This is a genomic window from Tatumella morbirosei (assembly GCF_000757425.2).
Taxonomy (GTDB): domain Bacteria; phylum Pseudomonadota; class Gammaproteobacteria; order Enterobacterales; family Enterobacteriaceae; genus Tatumella; species Tatumella morbirosei.
Genome location: NZ_JPKR02000003.1, coordinates 1,142,789 through 1,160,266, shown reverse-complemented (window position 1 = coordinate 1,160,266; position 17,478 = coordinate 1,142,789). Strand labels below are relative to the sequence as shown.

Here is a 17,478-nt window from a genome sequence, read left to right as displayed (position 1 = left end):
GGAAAAAAATGCTAAGTGATGATGAATGTAAACAACAGCTTGCAGACAAAACAGACGCTTTACTCCATGCGGTAACCCATTCTGCACAGCAGCTTTCAAAGATGCTGTCGCAGCAACTGGCAGCGCATACGACTGATGAAAGCCTGCCGCAAAAAATTCGTGAAAGCCAGTTAAGGAAACTCCTGTTTCCTTCCATTGAATCTGTACTTACCGGCAGCCGGCACTGTTTTGGTGCCGGATTTGCCAGCCACCACTATTCCACAGACCATCAGCAGCCTTACTGGTTTCTGGAATGGTGGTTTAAAAATCCCAAAAATCAACAAGCTTCCTGCCTGGAACTTGATCAGGCTACCCAACAACGTCTGGATTTCAGTACTTTTGACTGGTTTAAGCATCGGCCAGAAGAGCAGAACGTTAATCTGCACGGACCTTACGTAGATTACATTTGCACTTCAGCCTATACCCTGACGGCATCTTCACCTGTGATGATTGACGGTGTGTTGGCAGGAGTTGCGGTGGTGGACATCCTGGTCAGCGTAGTTGAGGAGGAATTATTATCACTCATCCGTCAGTGCAGAGAGAGGGTGGTGATTATTAACCTGGAAGGGCGGGTGATGGTTTCCAGCCATCCTGGTTTTCGTACCGGGGCGCTGGTGGCCAGGGTGCCGGAAAAAGAAGTTATCAGTAAACCTTTTTTCCGGTTATTTGTGCCGGAGTGACGGTTATGCCAGCTTTGCAATTTGCCCGCAAAGCTGGCGAAAGCCTGTCAGAACGAGATCATTTTACCTGGTGCTAACTTTGATGAAATCCCCAGTAGCGTTTTTGCCAGCGGGATAGCTACCGGAGCCAACTGACGTCCGAGCAATAGCGAGGTATGCTTTATTGATGTAAGCATCTTAAAATCATCGTTGCGTCCGGTAATATCATCAGTAATGGCTTTTCCTATTCTGACGGTCTGTGCAATGCCATGACCACTCCAACCGTGTACAGAATAAATCTGCCCGTGAGCACCATTTTGACGGCAGTCAGTCGCTCCATTCAGGGTTAAGTCGGTAGTACCACTCCATGCAAAATCTAACTGAATATCATCGCGCTGCGAAAACACAGTACGCAGACGTGAAGTGAGGTAGTCTACAGTCCGTGTATCATCCCAACGCATACCTGTTCCCTGCCCACCAAACAGTAAGCGCTGATTACGTACCGGGCGATAATAATCAATCTGTAACTGTGTATCATAGACAGGTTTGCCGGTGGGTAACAGCGACTGATGCCCGCCTTCCACGGGTGAAGTTACGCCCACGTAAGTATAAAAGGGCAGGGTAGTTGAGCTGTTTTCATTAAGCAGATTATGAGTTTCGTCATGCACGGCAATAACGACTCCCCGGGTTGCTGTGATCACACCGGAAGCAGTATGTACTTTCGTTCCAGTCGGACTTTCTTCAATTTTTATGACCTCGCTATGCTCGTGGACACAGCCGCCGTTAAGTAAGAAGCCGTAAATTAAGCCCCGGTTGAGTGCCAGTGAGTGGATCTGCCCGCCACAATTATCGAGCACGCCTCCGTAGTAAATATCCGAGTTAATATGATCCTGCAGCTGATAGTTACCCAGAATGGTGACCTGTTCATCACCCAGAAACTTACGGGCATCGGCAGCCTGTACCAGTGCATTCATATGCCCGGGATGGACAGCAGCTGTCAGGTGTCCATACTGTCGGTCCAGTTGTAGATCGTACCGACCGGCTATTTCATCAATCAGGCCCATAGCCTCAGCCGAGGTAAAACGCCATAAACGGCGGGCTTCGTCCGTTGAAAGATTTTCAAGCATCGACTCCGCTTCCCAGCGAGCCAGTCCCGGAGTTAATTGCCCGCCATTACGACCAGAAGCTCCACTACCGATAGTGTTCTTTTCCAGCAAAATGGTATCAATCCCTGATTCTGCAAGGTGCAATGCTGTTGAAGCACCGAGCAGACCACCGCCAATGACTACGAGTTCACACTGCTTATCTGTCTCCATTGCAGGGAAAGACATCCAGGGAGCTAGCGTAGACTCGTAGTAATTCGCGGGTATACCAGGGTCAAATTTAATTGTGTCGTTGTCTGGACGAACCCAGTTCCAGTCTCCGTCCGTAATAATTTCACTGATCAAACTCGTTCGTGCATCGTTAACCAGTGCTGGTTTAATTAAGTTTTTGGTGATGTCCATTTTTTAATTCCGGTTAGTTAATAAAATCACAGGTAACCTCACTGTGAATGTAGGACTTGCATTATTCAGGAGCCATAACTGATGATTTACAGACAGAACTATAAATAACCCACACCAGACCAACGACGGCCCAGACTGAACCGAGTACAAAAGCATCGTGATCCAGATTTATCCACATAAATGCCACGCTGATTAATCCACAGCCAGGAGACAGCAGATGGTTAAACAGAGATCGTGCTGATTTTATTTTCTTTTCACGCCAGGCGAATTTGGCAATAACGCAGATATTAACAGCACTGAAAGCTACCAATGCTCCAAAGCTAATCAGAGATACAGCGGTGTCCAGACCAAAAAATACCGAACTGAGAGATATAAAACCGGTGAGTAGTACACAATATAAAGGCGTTTTGCTTCGGGGATGTATAAATCCCAGTACAGGGCTGGTTATACGGTTTTCTTTACCCATTATATATAGCAGCCGGGCGGAGCTGGCATGAGAGGCAAGTGCAGATGCAAAGGTATTACAAAGTATCGCGACAAGGAAGATTGACTGAAATAACCGGCCACCGACATAAAGTACAATTTCAGGCAGTGCTTCAGTTGGGTTTTTAAATGCTGAGTTATCCGGGTAATATAACTGAATAAACCAGGCAGCAACAAAGAAAATAACACCGCCACTTAATGCTGTATAAAATATGGCTTTTGGGATGATTTTTTCTGGCTGTCGGGTTTCTCCTGACAGTGTCGTGACCGCATCAAATCCCAGATAAGAAAAGCAAAGAATAGCAGCACCACTGATCAGTGGCATAATAGAGTTATGCCCGTTATATAATGGACTAAACGTGAGCACCCTCTGAATACCATGAGCCGAACTCAGATCATGTACCACCAGATAGATAAATACTACCATCAACAATACCGGCAGCCCTACGAATAAAAAATTAGCATTTGCTAAAAGCTTTATATTGCAGCAATTAAAAAAGTAACCAGCATAGTAAATATTAAAATAGAAACCCATACAGGTACTCCTGGCAGTAATGACTGAAGATATATGCCTGCCAGTAAAGAATTGATCATCGGGAGTAGCATATAATCTAACAGCGAAGACCATCCGACCATAAAGCCGGCTATATTCCCAAAGATGCTTTTTGTATAGGTATAAGCGGAACCTGAAGAAGGGTATTCTTTCACCAGGCTTCCATAGCTTTGTGCAGTAAATAAAACTGCCACTAATGCAATCAGATAGGTTAAAGGGACCCTGCCTTCAGTAATACCAGAAACTATACCAAAAGTATCAAATACAGTCATTGGTGTCATATAGGCAATGCCGATAATAACGACCTGCCATAATGATAAATTTCTTTTCAGTTGTGTGCTTTTATTCATAATCCTGCCTTTTAAAAATAAATGATACCGACAGTTAACCAATAGCCATGATGATGTTTCAGTTAATATTTAATAAACCGGGGGACACCCCCCCCGGATTTATTATTCAGCAGGGAGATGTTGCTGATAATGAGATCCCTGTTCTGTTTTTTCGTAAGGGCGGGCAATAAACAGATAAAGTGCACCTGACAGCAAGACGATTGCCAGACCAATAAGTACAATCCATTTATCCAGGAAACTGTCACCACTGCCGGGCTGACAAAGTAACCAGATACCAAACAGGCCGTAGGCCAGGGCCAGAATATTCACCAGTAACCCGAAGCTGCCTAAAGTCCAGCTGCCAGAGGGTTTCCACCCTTTCAGACGCTTACGTAAAGCCGCAAGGACGACCATCTGAAATGAGATGTAGATACCGACAACGGCGAAAGCGGTGATCCTTGCCAGGTTATCCGGCTGGTAGTAGACCCAGACACAGATGAGTAGCGGTAACAGGCAACTGACAATCATGGCGTTATCCGGCACATTATTGCGTGATATTTTTGCCATCCAATGGCTGGCCGGTAACATATTGTCACGGGAAAATGAGAACAGCAGTCTGCTGAGTGCAGCCTGTAAAGAGAGAATACAGGACAGCATGGCAATAACAGCCACCACAATAAAAATCTTCTCGCCCTGTGGTCCAAGAGCATTATTCAGAATTTCAGGAATAGGATTGTCAATCTTCCCGGATACAATTGCTGACAGATTTGGGTAAGAAAGCAGGTAACCCAGCACTGAAATAATGGCGGAAATGGCCCCAAAGAAAATACTAAGCATCATTGCTACCGGTATTTTCCGCCCCGGATTTTTTACCTCTTCGGCGACATTGCCACATGCTTCGAATCCAAAAAACATAAACAGTCCGAGCAGCGATGCCGACATAAATGCATGAGAGTAACTTCCGGAGCTTCCGGTACTGCCCATAGCGTCAAACAATACAGACAATGGCTGAGTGCGATGAAAAATTAACAGATAAATTCCCAGAGCGATAACACTGATGATCTCGCACCAAAAACCAATTCTGGCAACCCTGGCGAGATTTTTGGTTCCTGACAGATTGACTATCATCATCAACAATAGCAGCACGACAGAAGTGAACAGCAAATGTGGTGCTGACTGTGAATAGTCAAACAGAGTAGCGACGAAGGTAGCACTGTATTCTGCAATGGATGTAATAGTAACGACCAGTGCCCATAAATAGATCCAGGCGGCTATCCAGGCATATTTTTTGCCCCATAAAATTCGCGACCAGGGATAAAGCCCGCCAGTGATGGGGTACTGTGACGCGACTTCACCGAAAATCATAGCGACAAGCATCTGACCTGCGGCAGCAATCAGTATCCACCAAATGGCTGGTGGGCCTGCCAGAGTCATTGAGAGTGCAAACAGCGAATACACTGCAGTGAGCGGGGAAAGATAGGTGAAGCCTAGCGAGAAATTAGACATCAGGCTGATAGACCTGGTAAACCTCTGTTCATCCGATGGGGATGATAAACCTGTTTGTTCTGTGGGTGGGTTGCTCATTAACGCCTCCGGCATCAGGTGTTTATTAAGGATTTCTAATTTATAAAACATAATATTTTTTATGTATATATGATTGCCGGAATATTAATTTTATATTATTGATAATTAAATGAAATTTTGTCATACCTCTTTCTTATGACCGTTTTTAGTCATCAATCTTCTTAAGATATGCGCAATTTATGGGGGATTTTTAACCGTTTATGAAGTGGGGTGTATTATTTTTTTTAACCAATTTGTCCGGTTTTGAACCTCTGGAAATGACCAGGGCAGGATTAAGAAATTCATCCGGCCTGAGAAAAGACATCACAAGACCAGGTAATCTACGCTGAGAATTCTTCGTCAACCGGTCGCCGCTATTTACGGATAAAATAACTTCAGAAAGACTCACCGGTCTCTGTAGCGGATTTTTGTGCATTAAATACGATATCCAGGAAGTTATCCCGTAACGGATCTTTTATCCGGGGATCCCACGCGATACCAGTCTGCCAGTGGCTATTTTCCCCGACGACAGGATGCAAACTTACCCCCTGAGGCAGTATATTCGCTACGCTGGCGGGCAATAGCGCAATGCCTTCTCCCGCAGAGACACGAGCCAGCAGAGTCTGAATATCATCCGCTTCTGAGACTGAATGTGGCACTAACTGATTGGCTTTCAGGAAGGTAGTGATCTGAGCAAACAACCCTTCGCCGCGGGTTTTAGTCAGCTGTAACAAGCGACTGTGACTAAGCCATTCACCGGTGGACCGGATAACTGACTCTCCGTCTTCACTGGCGACAGCCAGTACCAGATTTTCCTGCGTCAGCACCCGACTGCAGAGTGGTTCAGGCGCTGGTAACCGCACAAATCCCGCCTGTAACTCGCCTTCAGCTAACCGCTGATATTGCACGACTGAAGAGATATCGTTTATCGATACCTGGACCTGAGGAAAACGCAGCCGGAATCCGGCCACCATTTTTGGGGCCAGACGAAATGATGACACTCCGAATCCGAGATTGAGTTCACCTTCATACCCATGCTGCATTTCTGCGATATGGCTGACAAAACTATCATAGTGGTCCACCACACCTGCGGCCTGTTCCAGAAGCTGATGGCCGGAAACCGTCAGCCTTGCTCCCTGGCGGCCCCGCTGAAACAGAGTCATTCCACAATGGAATTCCAGGCTCTGGATCTGCTTTGTCAGAGCTGGCTGAGTGATACACAATTTTTCTGCCGCCGCACGGTAATTACTCAATCGGGCGAGTGTTACAAAGGCTCGCAGTAATTTAATATCCATTCCGTCAGGTTATCGAAGCTGGAAAAAACGTGATTATACATGCTGGCGGGAGGTCTGGTGAAATAGCATGCATAACTTGCCGACAGGAGTATGCCATGAACCAGCAAATCCGCGCAGCCAGTGTGCAGTTCTGCCACCGTGCCAGCGATAAACAGTACAATCTGGCAGTAATGGAAGAGATGTGTCATCAGGCTCACAGGGAAGGGGTTAACATTCTGGTTTTCCCGGAAATGTGTATTACCGGTTACTGGCACGTACCAGACCTGGATCGTCAGGCTCTGGAGCATCTGGCAGAACCTGCGGCGGACAGCCCGTCACTGGCCCGGATAGCCAGACTGGCAGAACAGTATCAGATGATGATTGGTGCCGGCTTTATTGAACAGGCTCCGGACGGTCAGCTATACAATGCTTATGCGGTATGCATGCCAGACGGAACCCGTCCGGTACACCGTAAACTGCATGCTTTTGAACATCCGGAAATTTCTCAGGGTGACCATTTTACGGTGTTTCAAACTCCGTGGGGAGTTAAGGCCGGAGTGCTGATTTGTTGGGATAATAACCTGACCGAAAATGCCCGGATAACTGCACTGTTGGGGGCCGATATACTGATTGCTCCGCACCAGACAGGCGGAACAAACTCCCGTAGTCCATATGGGATGAAACCGCTGCCTGTCACTCTGTGGGAAAACCGACATAATGATCCACAAGCTCTGGAACAGGCTCTTAGTGGTGACAGTGGACGTGGCTGGCTAATGCGCTGGCTGCCCTCCAGGGCGCATGATAATGGCATGTTTATTCTGTTCAGCAACGGTGTAGGGCTGGATAATGGTGAAATCCGTACCGGTAACGCGATGATCATCGACCCTTATGGCCGGATTGTGAATGAGACCGGCAGCTATCAGGATACCCTGGTATGCGCCGATCTGGACCTGAGCCTGCTACCTATGTCCACCGGACGGCGCTGGATCCATGGCAGACGGCCTGCACTGTATGGAGTTCTTTCTGAGATTCAGGGTTATGAGCGTGACGCCCGTACTGCCCGTTTTTCCGAAGAACTTCCGGTTTTCAGCCATCCGAATGAGGTTGTTCGCAATCCGCAAAAATAATCGAAGAGTATTTTTAAATTAAATAATATTAATATGTTACAGTAATTATCCTGCCAGTAGCCCCGGATACACCAGGGCTACTGGCGGGATTTTATTTTCAGGAAGATACCGCTGATGATTCAACCTAAAACATTCAAAATTTGCAAAGTCATATTGTTGCTGTTAACCGCTTTATCACTGACAGCAATAGTATTTAATATTATCGACCTTATGAACGGAAAGGCCGGTACCAGTCATTCGATGCTGATCACCTCCTGTTTTCAGACACTGGTCTATGTGTGGATGTATATCAGGCTAAATCGTCGACAAGCTAAGGCATAAATGCACCACACGTAAGATACTCTGCGATGGTGAAGAGAGACTCCAAGCCGTCTTAAGGTAATTTGATACAGTGATGATCCCCGGTCATCACACGCGCTGTTTCTCACCCAGCGGAAATACTCGCGTTTTACGGTAGCGGTCGGGGTATATCCTGCATCCCCGGGGGGGATTCAGGAGTGTTTTAAACCAACGGAAATAACGGGTTGGAAGCTTCTGAATGCGGGTGACGAATTTTGTAAGCAATAATCTGCTTTTTTGTGCTTCCCTGAGATTAAAAATGAGATTGCCGTCAAAGAATTACTGATGATCCTGAGGGTTGTGTGTTCATTTGTTCTGTAAATGATAAAATGTTCAAATGCAGACCAGGCTCTGAATAAGCCCCAATGAGCCCCCCAGAACATCAACCCGCGTTACCTTTCAGGAGGCAGTCGAATTCTATGAATACCCAATTATATCCTTCCGCACATATCGCGGAACTATTCTTCCCTGAAATGACTCAGGAAACTAAAGTTGCGGATATTGTCCGTCGGATTGCTGATATCGGTTATTACCGGGGCTTCGAAACCGGGATTATTCATCAGCCGGAAATTGCTCGTCAGATTCGCTCGGTAGCCGAAGAGCGACGCCTGAATGTGACACAGTGGCTAACTTTTGAGTTATTAAAAGATAACTTAAATATGTGCAGCCTGGATGCTGAACTCCGTAAAAAGTCGATGCTGCGGGCCTGTGAGCTGGTACATCTGGCGGCGGAATGCGGCACGACTAAATTGTCACTGGTCAGCGGTAGTGATCCGGGTCCGGAGCAGCGTGAGGAAGCAAAGAAAGTATTTGGTGAGGTACTGGTACAGATTGGTGAAGTGGTGCGTCAGTATCCGGGCATGATTATGCAGATTGAACCGCTGGACCGTTTTGCCCATAAATGCCAGCTGATTGGTCCGACCCCGGAAACTGTAAGTTGGATGAATGATCTGAAAGCTGACTGCCCGGATCTGTATATGGCGTGGGACAGTGCTCATGTGGCATTGAATGAGGAAGATCTGGCTGAATCACTCACTCTGTCGGCACCGCTGATTGGACAGTTGCATCTGGCGAATGCCATCCTCGATCCGGCAGCGGAAGGGTACGGTGACTGGCATATGAAATTTGGTGAGCCAGGCTTCCTTACTACGGAAGTTGCAGGAAATATTATTGCGACAGCGCTCAGTCTGCCATTGCCGATGCATAACGGACCGGTTTCGATCGCCGTAGAAATGCGAACTACAGCTCAGGATGATCTGTGGGATAACGAACGGCAGTGTCGCGAGTTTTTACAGGCGGCATGGCGGGTTGCTCTGGGGCTGTAACCTGAACATAAGCGCCTTAAAGGGGACTAAGCAGACTCAAAATCAAAAAAACCTGATATTCTGCACCGCAGAAATCAGGTTTTTTGTGCCATCTGACTGGTATCAGGCTTTCGGTGTTACCGGAGTCAATAATGGCTGCCCGTTAAGAAATGCCGTGATGTTGTCAGTGACCAGTTTGGCCATATCGGCCCGGGTTTCATGAGTACCGCTCGCAATATGGGGAGTCAGCACGACTTCCGGACGATTCAGCAGTGCTTCCGGCACTGACGGTTCTGCGGCAAATACATCCAGCCCGGCGCCGCCAATGTCTCCGTGGGTAATCGCGTCGACTAAAGCAACCTCATCAACCACGCTGCCACGTGAAATATTAATCAGAATTCCCTGTGGGCCCAGCGCCGTTAGCACCTGTTTGTTAATCAGGCCCCGGGTCTCAGGGTTGGCACTGACACAGACCACCAGAATATCACTTTGATGGGCCAGTTCAGTCAAATCGCCATACCACTTAACGTCCTGTTCACTGACCGGATGTCGGCTGAAGCAAGCAACAGACATTGAAAAACCGCGCGCCCGTTTAGCAATCGCCTGACCAATCCTGCCGTAACCCACAATGCCCAAACGTTTACCGGTAACTTTACTGGCCAAAGGAAAAGAGCCTGAGGCCCAATGACCTTGTTCAATAAAGCGCTGGGCGGCGTTGATACGTCGGGATGCATTGAGGAGCAGTGCAAATCCAAGATCGGCGACATCATCGGTTAAAATGTCCGGGGTATTAGTGACCTGGATATTTTTGCTGATGGCGGTGGCAACATCAATTCCATCGTAACCGACGCCAAAAACCGCGATCAGTTTTAAATTCGGAAAACGGCTGATCATCTCTGCATTGACCGTCGACTCTCCGCTGGCCACGATGATCTCAGTCTGTTCACTTATCGCCTGAATCTCTTCAGGCGATGACTGAGTGTAGAAACAGAGCTGATAATCGTTTGCCAGTTTTTCTGCCAGTGCCGGTGGAACTTTGTCGGCTAACACCAGGGAAGAAGACATATTTTTATCCTGTATTAAAGAGAGTGTCCGCCGGCAACCGAAGATTATTTCTGGAACGATAATTGTTTTCCGGTTACCGGAAGTTTATTAAAATTAATACATAACGTTCCCAGTGTATAGCATCCTGCACATATCGCAAAATAGACTAAAACACTTTCGTAACTGCCTGTGGTCTGCAGGATAATCCCTACCAGAATCGGCACCAGGATACCGGCGACACTGTTGGCCATATTCATTAGTCCGCCGACCATACCTACACGATCTTTTGGTGCAAGAATAGCAGGGAAGCTCCAGTATAAGCTGCCAAAAGTCAGAAAGAATGCGGCGACCGCCAGCAATATGACCGCTTTTTGTGGGTCAGTAATGGAAGATAAGGCATACAGAGCGCCCAGGCAGACAATACCCGCCAGAGATAACATCCCCTTCAGAGCAACACCATGGCTGACCCCTTTTTTCACCAAAAAGTCAGTAAAGAATCCGCTGAACAGACAGCCGACGGTCCCCGAAATAAAGATCAGGAAAGTTGAATTGCCGATAGCCGCCAGTTCCAGCCCCTGGGCCTGAGCCAGATAACTGGGGCCCCAGGTCAGTAATCCCCAATACACCATGCCCCAGGAGGCACGACCAATCATAATGGCGATCATCGTCAGCCAGCTAATCCCCAGACCTTTGGTAGGTTGTTCGTCGGTGTCTGTGGCGTCAGTCAGATTACCGGCCTTGATAACATCAAGTTCCTGCTGGTTTACTTTCGGATGCCATTCCGGGCGATCCCGAATGATTCTCCATGCGAAGAACCCCAGTAGCATGGTGAACACCCCTACCACGACGAAAGTAACTCTCCAGGAATCCAGTAACACAATCAGGTGGGCGACAATAATACCGCCAAAAGCTACACCGAGTGGGCTGCCGGAATCCATGATGACCGCACCGCGTCCTCGTTCGTTTTTGGTAAGCCAGGTGGAGCTTAGTTTCGCACCACTGGGAGATACCGGGGCTTCCATCATTCCCAGGCCGATACGGGCCAGAATCATGCTAATACCGCCGGTGGCAAAACCGATAATGGTCTGGAAGAATCCCCAGCCAAACAACGCCCCGGTAACTACTTTACGCGGCCCGAAACGGTCAAGCATCCAGCCGCCTGGAATTTGTAATAACGCATATGACCAAAAGAAACTGCTGAGTATCAACCCCTGCATGGCCGGGGAGAGTGAGAATTCGTCTTTTATATAAGGCATACCAATCGACAGAGTGATACGGTCCATCAGGTTTACCGCGAGTAAAAAGAACATAGCACCAAACATTATCCAGCGGAAACGTGTGGGCTTATGGTTATTTGCAGGAGTCAGTGTAGAGTCAGACATAATTAACCTTCAGTTTTAATCGTTTTGGAATAACAGCAGGGGGTAAATAGTTTCAATTCAACTCTGCTGTGAACTTTGGTTAGGTCTTTTTATTGTGTTATCAGTCAGCCAGTGTTTAAACAGACAATTAACGTCTGGCTTATTATCAGAACAGAAGTTTTCCGCAGGACGGCCATCCACCAGAACATTAGCTGCTGAGTGAATAGCCCAGCCAGTTTTCCAGTTGCTGGCGTGATTGCTGCAGCACCTTCAGGCTGATGGCCGGATCGACCGGAGTATCCCCCCGCAGCGGATAACTGTCGCGTTGGCGATGCATACGCAGTGGTATTTCCAGGCTGCAAGGGATTCCACGTTGTTCCAGTTGTTTAAGCATAGGAACGTAGTCGAGTTGGCCCTGGCCTATGGGGGTAAACCACACCTCGCCGTCGCGTACTTCAAGGTCTTTCAAGTGACAGTGAGCAGCCAGTGGCAGCATTTCTATGGCTGCCTGAATAGGATCGACTTCCGGAATCAGTGACACGATATTACCGGCATCAACGTTAACTGATACCGCGGGGCTGCCTACGGCTTCTACCAGTGCTGCGCCGTCATCAGCCAGACGGAACACGTCATAATTGGGGTCGCCACCGTTTTCCAGACAAATAATACAGTTTTCCTGTTCCGCTATTGGTGCCAGTTCACGCAGGTTGCTGATAATGTTCTGCCGGTCTTCTTTTTTGCCGACACAGACATTGATCCATTTGGCTCCGATCATTCCGGCAAAACGAATGCGGCGGGTAAATTGCTCCACAGCATCGGTAGCACCAAAATTCATGGTGGCTCCCAGTGAGTGGGTCAGTAGTTGATGCTTATCCAGCAACCGGCGGATTTCACGGGCATTCTCTTCAGCAAATAATTCCGGAGGCATGTGTCCTACATAACCCTGGTTATAGGCCAGTTCTACATAGCGGAAACCTGATTCGCGGATGGTGGCGAAGGCGATATCAGGATCAACACCATCGAACATTGCTGTATTCACGCCAACAATGAGTTTACTCATACAGTGGACTCCTTAATGAACGGTGCACATCAGCGGGGGAGAGATATACCCGCTGGTGCGCTGACTGTGATCTGACGCAGTGAGTTCAGTGATAAGTTAGCTGCGACTGCATCTGTGGTTTATTTTTCAATCCGCCCGGTCCCGGCTGGGTGTAGCAGAGTTTCGTAGTAACCAATACGCTCTACTTTTGGGCCTGAACGTCCAGCTTCGAATTCAGAATTCAGCCAGGTATCCACCAGCATCAATGCCAGTTCACTACCGATGACCCGGGCGCCCAGCGTCATAATCTGTGCGTTATTACTTTTACGGGCACGTTCTGCCGAATAAACATCATGACATTGCGCGGCACGGATGCCCGGCACTTTATTGGCCACAATAGCCATACCAATCCCGGTACCACAGAACAGAATACCTCGCTCGAAAGTTCCTTCACGTATAGCCGTGGCCAGGTTGAAGGCAATGTCCGGGTACATTTGATCGTTACCCTCAATATCGTGGCTGAAGTCAGTGACTTCGATACCGCGTTCTGCCAGGTTTTTTTTCACCAGATTTTTTAGCTCTGTGGCAGCATTGTCTGCGCCGATAGCAAGTTTCAGCATTTCTCTTTCCTCATGACTGATAACGTATTCATTGAACTTATGCTCGGATGTTGTTCATGTGATGGTTCCGGGCTTAACATTGAGAACTGTTATTGTACTAAAGTTCAATGAATGAACTAATGATATTAGTAATAGCAGGGAAAAAAGTAGGAAAAAAGTGCATGAAAGGCAGTTTGCGGGGCATTTTACGAATTTAAGACTCCGCTCACAAAATCACAATGTGAACATTTGATTGGGTGGTGGCTTCTGCTAGCTTCAGGGGGTGATGGTTTCAAAACATGCCAGTCGCTGGTTACCGGGCTTGGAAATGTCAAATTTTGTGGAGAAACAAACATGACCTGGATTTTTAACCGCCCCTCAGATTTTGCAAAAGAGATGGTCGCAGGATTTGTAAACGCTCATTCCTCTATGGTGCGTCAGGTTCCCGGCGGTGTTGTGCGTAATACCAAAAGCAAACCAGGCAGTGTTGCCGTCGTGGTCGGCGGAGGTTCCGGACATTACCCGGCATTTGCCGGTCTGGTAGGGCAGGGTCTGGCTCATGGTGCAGCAATGGGTAATCTGTTTGCGTCACCTTCAGCGCAACAGATCTGTTCAGTGGCCCGTGCGGCTAACAACGGTGGCGGTGTGCTGCTGATGTTTGGTAACTATGCCGGGGACGTACTACATTTTGGTCTGGCCTGCGAACGCCTGCGCGCAGAGGGTATCCCGTGTGAAGTGATGCCGGTTACCGATGATATTTCCAGCGCACCTCTTGCCGAAAGAACCAAACGCCGTGGGGTTGCCGGCGATTTGGTCGTATTTAAAACCGCGGCGGCGGCTGCAGAACGTGGGGACTCACTGGCTGAAGTCCTGGCTGTGGCTCGTCATGCCAATGATAATACCCGAACACTGGGCCTGGCATTTTCAGGTTGTAAATTCCCCGGGGCGGAACAGCCGTTATTTACTGTGCCGGAAGGAAAAATGGGCTTCGGCCTGGGGATTCATGGCGAACCTGGTATCAGTGAACTGCCAGTCAGTTCTTCCCATGAAATAGCCTCAAAACTGGCGACCAAACTATTGGAAGAGCGCCCTGAAAGCATTTCACAGACCCCGGGAGCCCGGTTAGGTGTCATTATTAATGGCCTGGGTTCGGTAAAATACGAAGAATTATTCGTCTTATGGAATGATATACAGCCCCTGCTCGAAAAAGCCGGTGTGGAACTGGTTGATATTCAGATTGGTGAATTCGTCACCAGTTTCGATATGGCCGGGTTCTCGGTGAGTTTTGTCTGGTTCGAGGGGGAGATAGAGGAACTGTGGCTGGCACCGGCAACCACTCCGGCTTTCAGCCGGGGTTCTGTTCTGCGACATGAACCCTTGGATCCGGTACAGTTACAACAATCCGGTGAAGTAAAAATTCCTGAAGCGACTGAAGAGGCTAAAACCGCCGCGGAAAACACCATGGTTATCCTGAATGCGCTGGAAACCCTGTTGACTGAAAAATGCGACGAACTGGGCCAGATTGATGCCATTGCCGGTGATGGTGACCATGGTATCGGAATGTTGCGCGGTGTGGTCGCCGCCTGCAAAGCCGCTAACCAGGTGCTTGATCAGGGCGCGGGAGTTGGGTTCCTGTTACAGACAGCAGCAGATGCCTGGTCTGATGATGCGGGCGGAACCTCCGGAGCTATCTGGGGGGTGATTCTGAATACGCTGGGGACAACGCTGGGTAATAGTGAAAAACCGACCGTGACCAGCGTAGCCAAAGGGGTGGTACAGGCTAACCACGGGGTTATGCATTTCGGTAAGGCTAAACCCGGTGACAAAACGCTGGTGGATGTGCTGTTGCCATTCAGTGAAGCTCTGGACAGTGCTGCGGCGGAAGGTCTTTCTCTGGCGGATGCCTGGCACAAAGCTGCTCTGGTGGCAGAAAAGAGTGCTGCTGAAACGGCCCAACTGGTGCCAAAAATTGGCCGTGCCCGTCCGCTGGCTGAGCGAAGTGTCGGAACACCAGATGCGGGTGCTGTGTCTCTGGCATTGATGATTGCGACAGTCGATAAACACCTGAGTCATAAGCATCAAAATGCCCGACAAGGGGAGCAGGTATGTCAGTAAATATGGTGATTGGCACCAGCCATAAAACCTATTTTGGTTACCAGCAAACCCGCCAGTGGTGTCGCCAGGTAGCGGAAATTTTACAACAACAGTCTCCGGAACTGCTGGCACAGCTGGAGTTGTTCACTTTCCCTGCCACCCCGGCACTGGAAAGTGCGCTGCAATGTTTCTCGGGTACGCCAATGGCGACCGGTGCGCAGAACATCTGTGGCGCACCTCAGGGGGCATGGACCGGCGAGAATTCGTCAGAAATGGTCAGTGAGATGGGGGGACGTTATGCCGAAATCGGTCATGCCGAACGCCGTCGTTACTTTGCTGAAACTACTGAACTTATTCAGCAAAAAATTGCGAGATCCTACGCCAGCCAGTTAACACCGGTTATTTGTATTGGTGAGGAGCTGGAAGTCAGTCCGCAGCAGGCTGCAGGTATCGCTATTCAGCAGGTCGATGAACTACTGGTAGCTTTTGCAGGTGAGCCTTTGCCGGCAACTATTTTTGCCTGGGAACCTCAGTGGGCAATTGGTGCCGAAAAGCCAGCCAGTGACGGCTATATTCGTTTTGTCTGTAAGACGCTACGTAACCATCTTCATGAGAAATATGGCCGTCAGTGTCAGGTCATTTATGGTGGCAGTGCCGGTCCCGGGCTGCTCAGTCGGTTATGGCCGGATGTAGACGGCATTTTCCTGGGACGTTTTGCGCATCAGCCTTCTGCCTTTGGTGAGATTCTGGCAGAAGCAGGGCAAATCCTCAGCAAAAAGTAATCAGTTGGGCCGCGGTATTGTACTCCGACGTACTGCGCTTTCATTGTCTGAAAGCGCATCATCTCTGTTATACTTCACGCATATGTTCACCCTTTAAACACTTTTGTTGAATGGAGAAACTGGCGGATGGAAAAATCAGGTATGTCCAGGGACTATGAATTACTGACCGAAATTGCAGTAGCTTATTACTGCGACGAAGTGACTCAGGAAGAAATTGCCAATAAGTTCGGTTTCTCACGAATCAAAGTCGGAAGATTGCTGAAAAAAGCTAAAGAGGAGGGGATTGTTGAAATTAACGTCCGCTACCATCCTGTTTTTAGTACTCAGCTTGAAAAACAGCTCAAAGAGCGTTTTCCTGTGACCCGGGCCCTGATTGCCCTGGATCATAATGATGAAGAAGAACAACGACGTCAGGTCGCCGCTCTGGTCTCAGCACATCTTAATAATGTACTGAAAGACAACATGGTGGTTGCCGTCGGGCAGGGGCGTAATGTTGCTGCTGTTGCTGAATCATCAGGGACCATTCAGCCAAAAGATTGTCGGTTTATTTGTGGTATTGGCGGCACACATCGACCGGGAGATATCATCAATGCTGACCATATCAGTCGTTTATTATCGAAAAAGTTTGGTGGCAGTAGTGAGTCGCTGTATGCCCCAGCCTATGTCGAAAATATACAGCTTAAAGAGTTATTGTTGCAAAACGGTACAATCAAAGAGACTTTGGATCGCGGCCGTAAAGCGGATATTGCTCTGGTCGGTATTGGCGACATGAATGAAGACAGCTATATGGTCAAACTCGGTTGGTTCACCCCACAGGAAATTAACGATGCCAGCCTGACTCAGGGGGTGATCGGGGATATTGCCGGATATGACTTTTTTAATGCCCGCGGCGAACATGTCAACACAGTCATGGATAACCGGGTGATAGGTCTGAATGTCGAAGAACTAAGACAGATCCCGTGTGTTATTGCGATCGCTGCAGAAAATACCAAAGCAATGGCCATCATGGGGGCATTGCGCACCGGAGCCATTGACATTATTGCCACCAGTGCACGTAATGTGCGATCAATACTCAGTATGAGTCAGTAATTCCCCAACATGCACAGTCAGGGAAATACAGACAGTCAGGCGGTTACCTGAGGCAGTGCCAGTGGAACTGCCTGCGACTTATGCCTTATTTGTCACGTCCTCTTATTTCGTTTTACCGATAATACCTCTCCCGGTGCCAGAAGTTTGATCCGGGCGTTTTTTCCTAATCTTTTTATTCACTGCGGCCGGTTTTTTTGGCCAAAAGTGCTAACAAAATCTTTACTTAACTTTCTTCGCGATCTGGCGTTGGTTTTACCAATCCTTGTCTATGATTAACTGTGTAAGCGGTGATTTC

The 17,478-nt window shown here is 48.4% G+C and carries 14 protein-coding genes and 1 pseudogene; 7 read left to right on the top strand and 8 right to left on the bottom strand.

The window, feature by feature from the left end; translation table 11 throughout:
* Positions 1 to 8 precede the first annotated feature (8 nt).
* Positions 9 to 719 carry a cache domain-containing protein gene (locus HA49_RS08160; protein WP_046791720.1) on the top strand — a complete coding sequence of 237 codons (711 nt, stop codon included), beginning with the start codon at positions 9 to 11 and terminating at the stop codon, positions 717 to 719.
* A gap of 47 nt (positions 720 to 766) precedes the next feature.
* On the opposite strand, the gene HA49_RS08155 is transcribed toward HA49_RS08160, so the two are convergent.
* From HA49_RS08155 to HA49_RS08140, 4 genes and pseudogenes are all read right to left on the bottom strand, one after another.
* Complete coding sequence (locus HA49_RS08155) at positions 767 to 2,203, bottom strand: NAD(P)/FAD-dependent oxidoreductase (RefSeq protein ID WP_038021942.1); 1,437 nt, start codon at positions 2,201 to 2,203, stop codon at positions 767 to 769.
* A 61-nt stretch (positions 2,204 to 2,264) separates the two neighbouring features.
* Positions 2,265 to 3,511: pseudogene (locus tag HA49_RS08150) on the bottom strand (APC family permease).
* Between the two features lie 180 nt (positions 3,512 to 3,691).
* Entirely contained in the window at positions 3,692 to 5,152 is a 1,461-nt protein-coding gene (locus tag HA49_RS08145) for an APC family permease (protein WP_046791778.1), read from the bottom strand.
* Positions 5,153 to 5,526: 374 nt separating this feature from the next.
* The gene (locus tag HA49_RS08140; protein WP_038021940.1) at positions 5,527 to 6,426 is read right to left on the bottom strand and encodes a LysR family transcriptional regulator; all 900 of its coding nucleotides are present in this window, start codon (positions 6,424 to 6,426) and stop codon (positions 5,527 to 5,529) included.
* Between the two features lie 95 nt (positions 6,427 to 6,521).
* Here HA49_RS08140 and HA49_RS08135 point away from each other — a divergent pair, with 95 nt between their 5' ends.
* The 3 genes from HA49_RS08135 (at position 6,522) to HA49_RS08125 (ending at position 9,196) form a co-directional block, all read left to right on the top strand.
* Positions 6,522 to 7,532: a nitrilase family protein gene (locus HA49_RS08135; protein WP_038021937.1), complete on the top strand. Its 1,011-nt coding sequence runs from the start codon at positions 6,522 to 6,524 to the stop codon at positions 7,530 to 7,532.
* Positions 7,533 to 7,646: 114 nt separating this feature from the next.
* Complete coding sequence (locus tag HA49_RS08130) at positions 7,647 to 7,853, top strand: hypothetical protein (protein WP_038021934.1); 207 nt, start codon at positions 7,647 to 7,649, stop codon at positions 7,851 to 7,853.
* Positions 7,854 to 8,290: 437 nt separating this feature from the next.
* The gene (locus HA49_RS08125) at positions 8,291 to 9,196 is read left to right on the top strand and encodes a sugar phosphate isomerase/epimerase family protein (RefSeq protein WP_038021931.1); all 906 of its coding nucleotides are present in this window, start codon (positions 8,291 to 8,293) and stop codon (positions 9,194 to 9,196) included.
* A gap of 102 nt (positions 9,197 to 9,298) precedes the next feature.
* On the opposite strand, the gene HA49_RS08120 is transcribed toward HA49_RS08125, so the two are convergent.
* The 4 genes from HA49_RS08120 to HA49_RS08105 all read right to left on the bottom strand — a co-directional run bounded on the left by HA49_RS08120 (position 9,299) and on the right by HA49_RS08105 (position 13,239).
* Positions 9,299 to 10,240: a 2-hydroxyacid dehydrogenase gene (locus HA49_RS08120; RefSeq protein WP_038021929.1), complete on the bottom strand. Its 942-nt coding sequence runs from the start codon at positions 10,238 to 10,240 to the stop codon at positions 9,299 to 9,301.
* A 44-nt stretch (positions 10,241 to 10,284) separates the two neighbouring features.
* Entirely contained in the window at positions 10,285 to 11,601 is a 1,317-nt protein-coding gene (locus tag HA49_RS08115) for an MFS transporter (protein ID WP_046791719.1), read from the bottom strand.
* 187 nt (positions 11,602 to 11,788) lie between these two features.
* Positions 11,789 to 12,640 carry a sugar phosphate isomerase/epimerase family protein gene (locus tag HA49_RS08110; protein ID WP_038021927.1) on the bottom strand — a complete coding sequence of 284 codons (852 nt, stop codon included), beginning with the start codon at positions 12,638 to 12,640 and terminating at the stop codon, positions 11,789 to 11,791.
* A gap of 119 nt (positions 12,641 to 12,759) precedes the next feature.
* Entirely contained in the window at positions 12,760 to 13,239 is a 480-nt protein-coding gene (locus HA49_RS08105; protein ID WP_038021925.1) for an RpiB/LacA/LacB family sugar-phosphate isomerase, read from the bottom strand.
* A 333-nt stretch (positions 13,240 to 13,572) separates the two neighbouring features.
* Between HA49_RS08105 and HA49_RS08100 the strand changes: the two genes are divergently transcribed.
* From HA49_RS08100 to HA49_RS08090, 3 genes are all read left to right on the top strand, one after another.
* Positions 13,573 to 15,333, top strand: a complete 1,761-nt coding sequence (locus tag HA49_RS08100) for a dihydroxyacetone kinase family protein (RefSeq protein ID WP_038021922.1) — start codon at positions 13,573 to 13,575, stop codon at positions 15,331 to 15,333.
* Positions 15,324 to 16,094 carry a triose-phosphate isomerase family protein gene (locus tag HA49_RS08095; protein ID WP_038021920.1) on the top strand — a complete coding sequence of 257 codons (771 nt, stop codon included), beginning with the start codon at positions 15,324 to 15,326 and terminating at the stop codon, positions 16,092 to 16,094. The genes HA49_RS08100 and HA49_RS08095 overlap by 10 nt, the downstream gene beginning before the upstream one ends.
* A gap of 126 nt (positions 16,095 to 16,220) precedes the next feature.
* A complete protein-coding gene (locus HA49_RS08090) occupies positions 16,221 to 17,183 on the top strand; it encodes a sugar-binding transcriptional regulator (protein ID WP_038021917.1) in 963 nt (320 codons plus the stop codon).
* Positions 17,184 to 17,478 lie beyond the last annotated feature (295 nt).

What these genes read in the sequence shown, in the direction of transcription:
- HA49_RS08160 (WP_046791720.1), top strand. Translation starts at nt 9, where the DNA reads ATGCTAAGTGATGATGAATGTAAACAACAGCTTGCAGACAAAACAGAC.
- HA49_RS08155 (WP_038021942.1), bottom strand. Translation starts at nt 2,203, where the DNA reads ATGGACATCACCAAAAACTTAATTAAACCAGCACTGGTTAACGATGCA.
- HA49_RS08145 (WP_046791778.1), bottom strand. Translation starts at nt 5,152, where the DNA reads ATGAGCAACCCACCCACAGAACAAACAGGTTTATCATCCCCATCGGAT.
- HA49_RS08140 (WP_038021940.1), bottom strand. Translation starts at nt 6,426, where the DNA reads ATGGATATTAAATTACTGCGAGCCTTTGTAACACTCGCCCGATTGAGT.
- HA49_RS08135 (WP_038021937.1), top strand. Translation starts at nt 6,522, where the DNA reads ATGAACCAGCAAATCCGCGCAGCCAGTGTGCAGTTCTGCCACCGTGCC.
- HA49_RS08130 (WP_038021934.1), top strand. Translation starts at nt 7,647, where the DNA reads ATGATTCAACCTAAAACATTCAAAATTTGCAAAGTCATATTGTTGCTG.
- HA49_RS08125 (WP_038021931.1), top strand. Translation starts at nt 8,291, where the DNA reads ATGAATACCCAATTATATCCTTCCGCACATATCGCGGAACTATTCTTC.
- HA49_RS08120 (WP_038021929.1), bottom strand. Translation starts at nt 10,240, where the DNA reads ATGTCTTCTTCCCTGGTGTTAGCCGACAAAGTTCCACCGGCACTGGCA.
- HA49_RS08115 (WP_046791719.1), bottom strand. Translation starts at nt 11,601, where the DNA reads ATGTCTGACTCTACACTGACTCCTGCAAATAACCATAAGCCCACACGT.
- HA49_RS08110 (WP_038021927.1), bottom strand. Translation starts at nt 12,640, where the DNA reads ATGAGTAAACTCATTGTTGGCGTGAATACAGCAATGTTCGATGGTGTT.
- HA49_RS08105 (WP_038021925.1), bottom strand. Translation starts at nt 13,239, where the DNA reads ATGCTGAAACTTGCTATCGGCGCAGACAATGCTGCCACAGAGCTAAAA.
- HA49_RS08100 (WP_038021922.1), top strand. Translation starts at nt 13,573, where the DNA reads ATGACCTGGATTTTTAACCGCCCCTCAGATTTTGCAAAAGAGATGGTC.
- HA49_RS08095 (WP_038021920.1), top strand. Translation starts at nt 15,324, where the DNA reads ATGTCAGTAAATATGGTGATTGGCACCAGCCATAAAACCTATTTTGGT.
- HA49_RS08090 (WP_038021917.1), top strand. Translation starts at nt 16,221, where the DNA reads ATGGAAAAATCAGGTATGTCCAGGGACTATGAATTACTGACCGAAATT.